Here is an 11,129-nt window from a genome sequence, read left to right on the forward strand (position 1 = left end):
GCGGATCGCTTTGCACGTGCTGCCTGCCCAGCGCGGATCGCTTTGCGCGGCGGATTCTGCCCTTCGCCGGGCTCAGGCGGCCCTGGCGCCCTCTTTCGACCACGTCGGGAGCATGGCGCAGGCAGGCGGCGTGGCCCTGGCTTTCCCCGGGTTCTCGTAGTGCCCGGGGCGGCGATTCCGAGCGGAACCCATATCCCGTTGAGTTGCCGGAGGAAAACCGTTCAGCAGATGAGCATCCTGTCCGTGATGCAGCGGGAGGCAAAACGGCAGGAGGCCGAAAGCCCGGTGCCGGCCTTTTGCGCCCAGGTGCGGGCAGAGGGCCAGCGCAGCCAGTGCAGGTTCTCGCCCGGCCATGTCGCTGAAAATGTCATTGGCCGGGCGCATTGTGCGGTGCTGATAGTTGCCGCACAGGAAGGTGCCGGCGATCCGTCCCCTGATGCCACCGGCGCTGCGTCATGACCCGTCACCTCATCCTGCGTCTTTTTCCCTTTGTCGCCTGGTTGCCCCTGTCGCCGCTGCTTTTGCGCGCAGACCTCGTTGCCGGCATTACCGGTGCCCTGGTGCTGGTGCCCAAGGCCATGGCCTATGCGCAGCTGGCTGGCCTGCCCCTGCAGTTTGGCCTCTATACCGCACTGGTTCCGGCCATTATCGGGGCCATGTGGGGTTCTTCGCGGCAACTGGCCACGGGCCCTGTGGCCATCCTCTCGCTGATGACCGCGGCGGCGGTCACGCCCCTGGCAGCTCCAGGTTCCGCGGACTATATCGGTTTGGCCCTGCTGCTCGCCCTGATGGCGGGCTGCATTCAACTCGTTCTTGGTCTGGTCAAACTGGGCAATGCGGTCAACTTTGTTTCCCATCCGGTCATCCTGGGTTTCATGAACGCAGCCGCCCTCATCATCGGGCTGTCCCAGTTGGACATGCTGCTTGGCATTCCCAAGGGCCGCAGCGATTTTTTCCTGATGGATGTCTGGGAGATGCTGGGCTACCTGCCCCTGACCCATCTGCCGACGCTGGCCATGTCGGTGGGTACCGCGCTGCTGCTGCTTGGGGTCAAGCAGATCCGTTTCCTGGCCAAATCCGGGGTCTTGCTGGTGGTGCTGCTCACCACCCTGATCAGCTTCTGCATCGGCTTTGAACATAAAACAACGGCCCGCATAGACGATGTGGCCACCCCGGTTGCCCGGGAGATCATCGAAAAACACGATGCCTCCCTGCGGCACATGGCAGCGATCGCCAACAGCATCACCAGCCTGAACGCAGAGCTGCGCCAGGCGGAAAAAAACAGGGACTCCCGGGCAGCCGCCGAGTTGCGCTTTCGCCTCAACCTGCTGGAGATCGAAAGCGAGGCGGCACAGAAGGACAGCCGTGCCAGCATGCGCACCCTGCGCAAAACCTATTTCGTGCGTACGCTCTCCGGAGAGCCGGTCCGGTTCCACCAGTGGAACGCGGTACCCCAGGGGGTCAAGACTGACGGCCGCCTGTGGCATATCCAGAAGATCAGCCAGGGGCAACTGTACCTAAACGGTGGTGGCGAGGTGGTGGGCGCCGTGCCTGCCGGTCTGCCCTCATTGAAAATGCCCGCGATCAGCCTCAACGGCATAGCGCAACTGATGAGCGCTGCCCTGGTTGTGGCCCTGGTGGCCTTTATGGAATCCATTTCCATGGCCAAGGCCATGGCCGCCTCAACCAGGCAGCGCATCGATCCGAACCAGGAGTTGATCGGACAGGGTCTGGCCAACATCGGCGGTTCTTTCTTCCAGGCCTATCCGGCCAGCGGCTCCTTCACCGGTTCGGCCATCAACCTGCAGGCCGGGGCGAAAACCGGCCTGGCCATGGTGTTCAACGGTTTTTTTATCGCCATAACCCTGCTGTTTCTCACCCCCTATATCTACCATTTGCCCAAGGCGGTGCTGGCAGTGATCATCACCTTTGCCGTGGCCAGCCTGATCACCCCCAGGGCCTTTTTGCAGGTCTGGAGGGCCAGCCGGGCCGATGCCTGTGTCGCTGTGGCCACCTTTGTGCTCACCCTGCTGGCCGCGCCCCATCTCGATAAAGGGATCATCATCGGTGCCTTGCTGGCCATCGGTCACAGTCTCTACCGTACCATGGCGCCCAGGGTGGCCATTCTTGGCCGGCATGAAGACGGCAGTTTTCGCGATGTGACCGTCATCCCGCATCTGGTTATTTCCACCAGGGTGGTGGCCCTTCGCTTTGATGGCGCCCTGTATTTCGCCAATGTCGCCTATTTTCAGGACGCGGTGCTGGCAGCAGTGGCAGATCACCGCGACATCAAGTACTTGCTTGTCGTGGGCGATGCGATCAGCTTCATCGATTCTTCGGGCGAGGGCATGCTGCACAGTGTGGTCGCCCAGCTCCATCGCTCGGGGGTGGAGGTGGTTTTCTCCGGCTTGAAGAAGCAGGTGTTGGATGTGCTGCGCGCCACAGGTCTGTTTGGCTTTATCGGTGGGGAGCAGAATATCTTTGCCACCGAAACCCAGGCCCTAACCGCTATCTACTCCAGGCTGGGCGAAGGTGAAAACGCCTGTGCCATACCGCCCGTCCAGAGGCCGTCAAGGGGCAGGGGGGATCGGCCATGACAGGGCAGTCCCTGTTTTTGAGGTACTGCTTCTGCGCTGGGCCTGCAAGACAGCCCAGCCGATAATGCAACTTGCAAGCGTACCGGTGAGGGCAGGGTTCAACACTTCAGCGGGAGTCTGGTAGCTTGAGCGGTTGCGAGGTCGTCTATGCGGCCGATGGGCCGCCTTGCCCCTGGCGGCGCAGGCCGGATCCGCCGCCACGCCCCAAAGCGGGATCTGCCTACAACAGGCTGCGGCCGCCGGGCTATATCGATAGGCCCGGGAAACCGGCCTCCGCCCCGGCCTTGCCGCCTCCGGCGTTTGTGGGGCGGCGTAAATGGCGATAGTTGGTATCGCCAAGCTGTGGGGCTGCATAAATCCAACGGTAGATGGTCTCTCACTGATGCGCATGCCTGCATCCTCTGGATAGTCCAGCCGCGGACAGCCCGCAATCTGTTCGGGCGACCAGTCGCTACGGAGTTTCTTATCGACCCAGACGACCAGATCGGAGCGGCTCATGCAGCGGTAATGGCGCAGCCCCCGGCAAAGGCTGTATGGCTTCGACCAGGGCATCTGGCAATTTCCCGTAGCTCAAGCCTGTGGATACAAATAATTTGATGCCGATGCGTTCTTCCAGAGTAAGATGGGTATGGGACATGGCGGGCTCCTTCTGGCTGCTTGGCTATTGCTACTTTCAACTCTACCAGAATCCCGCCCTGTCCTTTTAACTTTTCAGGTTCCTACCAAGTGGTGAATTTGGAATGAGAATCTACCGGGCATAGCAGATTAGGTTCAGGCCTCATTAATTGCCAAAAAGCAGAAAATCTGGTTAGTTGTGCTCAGGGAGGACGCCATGAGCCAACTGTTCTACCTTTCTGCCGAGCAACTCGAACGTATCAAGCCCTTCTTTCCACGGTCACATGGTATTCCGCGGGTCGATGACCGGAAAGTCATCAGCGGCATCATTTATGTCATCAAACATGGCTTGCAGTGGAAGGACGCGCCGCGCGAGTATGGCCCTTATAAAACGCTCTACAATCGTTTTTTGCGTTGGAGCCAGATGGGCATCTTCAACAACATTTTTGCCGAATTGGCAAAAACAGCGGGACAGGATGGCCAGGTGATGATCAATGCGACCCACCTCAAGGCGCATCGTACCGCCGCCAGTTTGCTCAAAAAAGGGCTCTTTCCCGCTGCATCGGACGCACAAAGGGCGGGCTGAACTCCAAAACTATGCCCTTTGCGACGCTCACGGCAGGCCAGGTAAGCGACTACAAGGGAGCCGCCCTGCTTATGGATGCCATAGATGCTTTGCCCGAGGCCAGGGAGCTGCTGGCGGACCGTGGTTATGACGCCGACTGGTTCCGTGATGCCCTGCGTACCAGAGGCATTACGCCCTGCATCCTGCCCGGAAGGAGCCGAAAGAGACTCTGCCCGTACGATCAAAATCTGTATAAACAGCGGCACAAGATCGAGATCATGTTTGGCAGGATCAAGGACTGGCGGAGAATAGCCATGCGTTATGACCGCTGCGCACATACCTTCTTTTCAGCTCTGTGCCTCGCGGCTTCCATCATATTCTATCTCGATTAATGAGGCCTGAGCCTAGACAAACCTTTTTGTCCGGAAAAAACAAAAAATACCATTACATAACAACCAGTTATCGCTATTCCAAAGTTAGTGGGACAGCAGTGCCGGGGAACGCAGGTTGTTCTGCACGGTGCCGAGTTGACCTGGGTCTTGCCAAAGGGCAGGGCAGCCCCCGGTCAAGACAGTGGGCAAAGCTGCGCTCCACCCGCTCGCCCCGCGCCCGCAAAAGCGCCTTGCCCGTACTGGAACTGATCCGCTTCCTGTTCCCGTACACCGCATCCCGGGCATCCATGTCGCCTTTCCAGCGCAATCGCCCCTTGCGCGCCGGTTCACTGATCCGGCTTGTGCAAGAATCCGGCAAATCCTTCAGCACTTTCCGGCTGTGATAGCCCTTGTCCGCCACCAGGGCAAAGGGCTCGTCAATGCTGGGCGCTCCTTCCTTGTCCCCGACCACGCACAGCCTGGCCTGGGCGTCGTCAAGTGTGGTGGCAAGCGTTGTGGTGTCACCCTGATCCGCAGGATGCACCACAGCCGAAACAATGGCCCCGGATTCCAGATCAACCACATGCTCGGGCTTGTACGCCATGTGGGTGCGGCCATCCTTGAGTTTGCCTATGCGTGCGTCCTCATCGGTGCTCGATTGCCAATCCTTGTTGGAGGTCTTTCTGCCCTGGCGCTTGCGGTCAAAGGCGATCAACTCCGCCCTGGTCGGCGTCCTGATGCCGCTCTCTTCAGCCAGGCGTTCAAGCATTTCCTGGTAGGTTTCGCCTGTATCCCGACGAACAATGCTCTTCATGGCCGCATTCGCCTCCATGCTAGAGGCTTCGATGCCCAGATATTTCCCGTTCAGCAGCTTGGCTTGCTCCAAAATCCGCAGCACAAAGACAAACATTTCGTGATGCACTTCCAGTGGCAGGCGCCCCCGGATGCGGCACAGGGAGGAATGATCGGGCACGGATTCGGTGGGGCCGAGCCCGAGGAATTCGCGCAGAGAAAGGGAGTCGGCACAGCGCCAGCAGATGCCGCGTTCAGAGTCGATGCCCTCGAAGTAGCCGATCAAAAGCATGCGGAAATAGCGCCCCGGCGGGATGGACCTGCGGCCGAGTTTTTCGGCGTAGAAGGGCGCACAGAGCTTTTCGAGGAAGGCGTCAAATGCTTTCTGGTGCAGGAGCTTCTGCAGCCGCTCGTAAAAGACATGCCCCTGACTTTGGGGCAGCTGATCATAGATCAGCCACATGCTCTTCTGCTCTGCCTGCTTCCGGCCAAGACTCATGACGCCTCCTCAACATAATTTGATCGCCTGTGCACTATTATGCCTTGCCTGAAGACTTTTTCAACGGGCTGCTGAAGTGATTTCTGAGGCGACCGGAGCGTCGCGGCACCGTGTTCATGAAGGAACGGCTGTGCTTTGCCTGGCTCCTTGATCCAGGCTTTCAGCACGCCAGCCGCACCCGATACTTGCGCAGGAAGCCCACGGGATTGTAGGTCATCTTCGCCTGGCGCAGGCCAGCCTCGTCCAGGTCCTGGGCCCGGTTGATGGTGGCGAAGCCCCGGCCCGCATGGCGGGAAAAGGCGCAGTTGATGGTCTGATAGACGCCCTTGAAGCCGCCCAGCCCCTTTTCAAAATGCACTCCCAGGCTTTTGCCGTCCAGATTCTCCCCCACGCTGAAGGCCACGATCCGGCCGTCCACGTACAGTGAACCGCCCACCAGCCCCCGGAACTGGTTCCAGTGACTGAGCACGCGGTTGATGGCCTCGTTTTCAGCACGCAGGGACAACGAGCCCTCGCATTCGTGCCACTGGCACCAGTCATCCTGCAGGCCCAGCACATCCTCGACCATGGCATCGCTGATGGGGCGGTAGTCTGGCTCGCCGTAGCTTTTGATGTAGTTGTTCAGGTGGGTGTGTTTCTTGTGAAAACGCCTGCCCGGCAGGGTGGCCAGCTCTTCCTGGCTGTACAGGTACTCCCACTGGCCCCGGTCTTCTTCGATGTCCAGCGTTTCGGGCAGATCACGCTGCCAGAGCTGCGCCAGCTCCTCCGGCACGCGGATGATCTCCGGACCCAGGCCGGAATCCGGCAGATCCTGCCAGTTGACGGCATCCCATGCGCCAATGGGCGCCCAGAGGCAGGGTCTGGGCCGGGTCTGGCGAATCCAGCACAGGCCGTCCGTAAAGACCCATTCCAGACCGTAGTGCCGCTGCCAGCCCCAGAGATTGGCCAGGGTATAGTCCAGCGAGCGGCGCGGGGTCTGCTGCCAGAGTTCATAGTAGCGTTCGCTTTCCGCCAGGGTCACGGGGGTAAATGCCTTGCTCACCGGTATGCTCCTCTTGGGATTTCAGGTTTTTTCGACGCCAGCCCGCTGCGCCGAAGGGCTGACGCGCATGGCGAAACGTGTCCAGTTGCGGCGGAGCAGCACGTACAGCATGATGCTGGTTTGCACCGCCTGCGAGGCCAGCATGGCCAGGAAGACGCCATCCGCCGTACCCCAGAGCCTGTGGCCCAGCAGCCAACCCAGCGGCAGCCGCAGCAGCCAGAAGGTGCCGCCGTAGATGAAGAGATTGTAGCGGGTGGCGCCTGCGCCCACCATAATGCCGCCCATGACCGTGCTGGCGATGGAGAAGGGCGTGGACAGCAGATTGTAGTTGAGATAGTTCACAATCTGCATCTGTGCGCCGGCGTCAGAGGCGAGCATTGCGGCGAGCGTCTGCCGGAAGGGCCAGAGGCAGGCGGCGACCACGCTCATCATGAGGCTTGCCACCCAAACCATGTTCAGGCCGACCCGTTTGGCCTGGGCCGGCTTGCCGGCGCCCAGGGAATTGCCCACCAGGACGGCCACGCTCATGTTGAAGGCCATGCCCGGTAAAAAGAGCAGCGCCTCCACCCGCATGCCGGCGGTGAGGCCGGCCAGGGCATTGACCTTGTCATGGGGCAGCGAGGCCACCAGCGCAAAGAGGGTCAGGTAGCCGGAATGCCAGACGAGCTGGGCCGCGCCGGCCGGCAAGGCCACCTTCATCAGATAGGGCAGACCGGCCTTCAGCCAGCGCCGGGTGGGCAGGGCGCTGCCGGAGAGGTAACCGGTTCGGTTCAGGAGTATGCAGTTGCAGAGCGCCCCCAGGGCCACCGAGCCCACCATGGCCCAGATGAGTCCCATGTAGCCGCAGTCCGGCAGCCCCATCCAGCCCAGTCCCAGCCCGAGGCAGAGCACAAGATTGACGCAGCAGACCAGCATGGCCACGGCCAGGGCCGGCAGCACCTGCCGGGTGGCGCGAAACATCATGCCGGTCGCGGCATAGAGATACTGGGCCGGCAGAGCCAGCATGCTGGCCCGCCACATCTCGCGGGACTGGGGGAAAATGCTCTCCGGCACCCTGAGGAGACGCAGAATGGCATCGTGCCACAACCAGCCCGCAAAGGCCACTCCCAGCCCCAGCGTGAAACAGCCGATTACCGTGGCCGCCACATAGCGCCGGGCCCGATCACGCCGCCGCGCACCCAGAGACTGGCTCACCGCCGCCATGGCGCCGCTGGAGAGCGCCATGGCCACCACCATCAGAAAGGTGCTGCACTGGTTCACCATGCCGAGGGCGGCCTGGGTGTCCGCACTGATCCGGCCGGCCACCCAGACGGCCACAAAGCCCATGAAGAACATCAGATACATCATGAGCATCTGGGGCCAGGTCAGGCTCCAGACGACGCGGGGGCTGGTGCTCAGGTCGCCGGTTTTCGCGGAAGCATCAGCGGGGCTGTGCCTTGTTGCCATAGCTTTTCATTCGGTTCGGATCATGCAGAGGCCGGAATCGACGGTTCCCGGCCCGGCCCGTGCTGCCGTGAAGCTATGCACGATCCGGCCGCTTGCAAGGGCGGCTCTGCAGGACTCGCCGCATGCCGGGGCAGACGATGCCCTGGGCCGGCTGGCGGCATGGGGCGCTTTCCTACCACTCCACCCTGAGCATGTTCTCCGCCGGCCGCACGCGCGCCAGATGGATACGCACCGTGTCGCCCGGCTCCACATGAAAGGAGGGCATGGGCGGCAGATCCACCTCAAAGAGGCAATCCGTCAGCAGCAAACAGACCCGTCTGGGATTGCTGCTGATCACCATGGCCTTCACCCGCTCGCCTTCCCGCGGTTCCAGATAGCGCAGAATCCAGTAGCGGTGGCGCTGCTGGCCTATGGCCGCGGCCCGGGCCAGATTCTGCTGCAGGATACCGGCAAAGGCCTTGCACTCCTCCGCCGAAAAGAGCATGCCCCTGCCGGCCAGCGCGTGGCCAAGCTGGTGCTGCATGACCAGATCCAGAAAACGCCGGATGGGCGAGGTCAGGGTGGTGTAGCTGTTCAGGCCCAGGCCGCTGTGGGTCTTGGGAAAGGTTGTCAGCTCGCCCCGGGAAAGCCACTGGCGCTGGCAGGCAATGTCAAGGATGGTGTTGTCCGCACCGCTCAGCAGGCGGCGGCGCGGCGGGGGCTGCGAGCGAAACAGCCCCGGCAGCTCCCGCACCGCGCAGTAGTCCGCAGCCATGGCGTTGGCCAGGATCATCAGCTCGGCGACCATGGAGCGGGCAGGGCTGTCCGCGGGCTCCAGGCGCACGCCGATATGCTTCCGGTCGCTCAGGTCAAAGCACACATCGGGGAGAGACAGAAAGAGCGCGCCCTGTTTCAGCCGGTTCTGGCGCAGCCGCTGGCGCAGGCGGTTCAGCAGCCTGAAGGCCGGTTCGCTGCGCATGAGCGAGTCCACCTCGTGATAGCTCAGGCGGCGCTGCACGCAGACGACGGAAGGGGTGATGCTGCTGTGCAGAATGTCGCAGTCTTCGTTCAGGGTGACCAGAAAACTGAAGGCCGGCCGCACCTGGCCCTCGATGAGGCTGCACAGACCCTGAGAGAGCGACTCCGGCAGCATGGGCACCTGCCCTTCCGGAAAGTACATGGAGGTGGCGCGCTCCCGGGCCTCGGCAAAGAGCGGGCCGTCTGGCGCCACATGGCGGCTGACATCGGTGATGTGAATGCCGACCTGCAGCCGGCCCTCCTGCATGCTCACATGCAGGGCGTCGTCGAAGTCCCTGGTGTCTTCGGCGTCAACGGTGAAGAGGGGCAGGTCGCGGAAGTCCTGACACCTGGGGGCGGCCAGCAGCGCCGCCGCGTCGGGCGCCTGCGCCAGGGCCGCGCAGGCCATGCTTTCCGCCGAAAAGACCAGGGGATAATCCGAACGCAGGAGCGCCAGATTTTCGTCCTCATCCCAGACGCCGGCGGCCACCAGCAATTGACGGGCCGCATCCGGCGCGGTCAGTCCGGCCTGTTTGAAGATGTCGCGCATCAGCTCGGCCGTCCCGCTGTCGGCACGTTCCAGCGCCCAGTCCTGCACCATGCCGATGGTCTGGTCGCGCTCCGGCCACTGCTCGGCGTGCACCGCTTCGCCCTGCCGCATCCGGCTCAGCCAGCGGGCCGCGTCCGCCACCTGCCGTGCACGGATGGCGGCCTGCTCACGCTGGCGCCTGAGCTGCTCCACCTGCTCGGCGCTGTTGACATGAATCTGGCCGTTTCGGTACCTGAAGTAGAAGGGGTCGGCAAAAACCGCGCGGAGAAAGGCGGCGCGCCGGTCATCGTCCAAATCCCTGCCAAAATGCAGCCCAGCCAGAAAATCAGGGGCAAAACCGCCTTCCGGCTCGTCGCTTACGAGTTCCCACAGCTCGTCCAGCCGGATGGCCGCAGCCAGGGCCCTGCGCCTCTCGCAGCGTTCCTGCAAAAGCGTCTGGGTGGCGCTGCGCCGCTCCCAGGCAAAACGCTCTTCAGAGGCGCTCAGGATGCGGCTTTCGGGCAAAAGAAATTCCCGGCCGCTGTGGCCGAGCAGGCGGAGTTTCCGTTCGCTGCCGGCGATCACCAGGGCACAGTGAAAGACGCCGTTATCTATATATTCGATGAGAGTGCCGGGGAGAATCATGGCTTTCTTGAGGGAATGCGGCATACAGTGTAAAAGATTCACTCTATCCGGCCTGTTGCTCAAAGTCACCCGTTTTCACAAAAATCAATGCTTCCGGAGAACTGTTGATGGCAGTTGCCTTTCATTCCGGCGTCGCCGCCCTGCTGGGGCCGCCCAATGCCGGCAAGTCCACCCTTTTGAACCGCCTGTTGGGCCAGAAAATCGCCATTGTCACGCCCCGGCCGCAGACGACCCGCAACCGCATCATGGGCATTGTCCATGGGGACGACTACCAGATTATCATGCTGGACACCCCGGGCCTGCACAAGGCCAGGGCGGAAATGAACCGCCGCATGGTCCGGGTCGCGCGGGAGGCCATGCGGGATGCCGATGTGACGGTGTTTCTGGCAGATGCGGCCGAAGCGGCGAAAAAGGCCGATTATCTGCAAAGGCAACTGGCCCTGCTGACGGCGCCGGAAGCCGGCGCAGCCGGGCTGCCGGACTGCCCGCTGCTGCTCGCCCTGAACAAAAGCGACCAGGTGCCGCCCGATGCCCTGCACAGGCTGGCGCAGCAATGCCGGGCGCAGCACGATTTTGCCGGCGTGCTGACCCTGTCGGCAATCCGGGGCGAGGGCCTGGACGCGCTGGTGCAGGCCATTGTCAGCCATCTGCCGGAGGGGCCGCCCTACTACCCGGAGGATATGCCGGCCGACCTGAGCGAGCGCTTTCTGGCTGCGGAAGCCGTGCGCGAAGTCATTTTCCTGCGCACGCGGGATGAGGTGCCGTATGCCACGGCAGTGCTGATCGACCTTTTCGACGAGACGGTCAGCCCCAACCGCATCGTGGCCACCATCATAGTGGCGCGGGATTCACAAAAAGGCATTCTGATCGGTAGGGGCGGGGCCATGCTGGGCGAGATCCGCCGGCAGGCCACCCGGGAACTGGCCCGGATGCTGGGCCGACCGGTGCGCCTGGCGCTGTGGGTGAAGGTGCAGAAAAACTGGCCGGAAAAAAACGGGGCGCTGACCCGGCTGGGACTGCCGGAATAGCCCG

The 11,129-nt window shown here is 62.3% G+C and carries 9 protein-coding genes; 4 read left to right on the forward strand and 5 right to left on the reverse strand.

What is annotated here, in order from left to right; all coding sequences use genetic code 11:
* Nucleotides 1–228: 228 nt before the first annotated feature.
* A complete protein-coding gene (locus CAY53_RS03410) occupies nucleotides 229–459 on the forward strand; it encodes a hypothetical protein (RefSeq protein ID WP_104935944.1) in 231 nt (76 codons plus the stop codon).
* A complete protein-coding gene (locus CAY53_RS03415) occupies nucleotides 456–2,597 on the forward strand; it encodes a SulP family inorganic anion transporter (RefSeq protein ID WP_104935945.1) in 2,142 nt (713 codons plus the stop codon). The genes CAY53_RS03410 and CAY53_RS03415 overlap by 4 nt, the downstream gene beginning before the upstream one ends.
* A 463-nt stretch (nucleotides 2,598–3,060) precedes the next feature.
* Here CAY53_RS03415 and CAY53_RS12875 read toward each other — a convergent pair whose 3' ends face one another.
* Nucleotides 3,061–3,234, reverse strand: a complete 174-nt coding sequence (locus CAY53_RS12875) for a hypothetical protein (RefSeq protein WP_181040401.1) — start codon at nucleotides 3,232–3,234, stop codon at nucleotides 3,061–3,063.
* 195 nt (nucleotides 3,235–3,429) lie between these two features.
* Here CAY53_RS12875 and CAY53_RS03420 point away from each other — a divergent pair.
* A protein-coding gene (locus tag CAY53_RS03420) for an IS5 family transposase (protein WP_245874864.1) occupies nucleotides 3,430–4,169 on the forward strand; the annotation gives its coding sequence in 2 pieces (ribosomal slippage) (nucleotides 3,430–3,763 and nucleotides 3,763–4,169; 741 coding nt in all).
* A gap of 73 nt (nucleotides 4,170–4,242) precedes the next feature.
* Here CAY53_RS03420 and CAY53_RS03425 read toward each other — a convergent pair.
* The 4 genes from CAY53_RS03425 to CAY53_RS03440 form a co-directional block, all read right to left on the reverse strand.
* Nucleotides 4,243–5,439 (reverse strand): transposase, encoded by a 1,197-nt coding sequence (locus CAY53_RS03425; protein ID WP_219842717.1) that lies wholly within the window; start codon nucleotides 5,437–5,439, stop codon nucleotides 4,243–4,245.
* A gap of 160 nt (nucleotides 5,440–5,599) precedes the next feature.
* Entirely contained in the window at nucleotides 5,600–6,481 is an 882-nt protein-coding gene (locus CAY53_RS03430) for a DUF2156 domain-containing protein (protein WP_181040402.1), read from the reverse strand.
* 21 nt (nucleotides 6,482–6,502) lie between these two features.
* A complete protein-coding gene (locus CAY53_RS03435) occupies nucleotides 6,503–7,927 on the reverse strand; it encodes an MATE family efflux transporter (RefSeq protein WP_219842718.1) in 1,425 nt (474 codons plus the stop codon).
* A gap of 172 nt (nucleotides 7,928–8,099) precedes the next feature.
* The gene (locus CAY53_RS03440) at nucleotides 8,100–10,097 is read right to left on the reverse strand and encodes a ribonuclease catalytic domain-containing protein (RefSeq protein ID WP_181040403.1); all 1,998 of its coding nucleotides are present in this window, start codon (nucleotides 10,095–10,097) and stop codon (nucleotides 8,100–8,102) included.
* Between the two features lie 107 nt (nucleotides 10,098–10,204).
* Between CAY53_RS03440 and era the strand changes: the two genes are divergently transcribed.
* Complete coding sequence (gene era, locus CAY53_RS03445) at nucleotides 10,205–11,125, forward strand: GTPase Era (protein WP_104935947.1); 921 nt, start codon at nucleotides 10,205–10,207, stop codon at nucleotides 11,123–11,125.
* Nucleotides 11,126–11,129 lie beyond the last annotated feature (4 nt).

The sequence above is a fragment of the Desulfobulbus oralis genome (genome assembly GCF_002952055.1).
GTDB lineage: Bacteria > Desulfobacterota > Desulfobulbia > Desulfobulbales > Desulfobulbaceae > Desulfobulbus > Desulfobulbus oralis.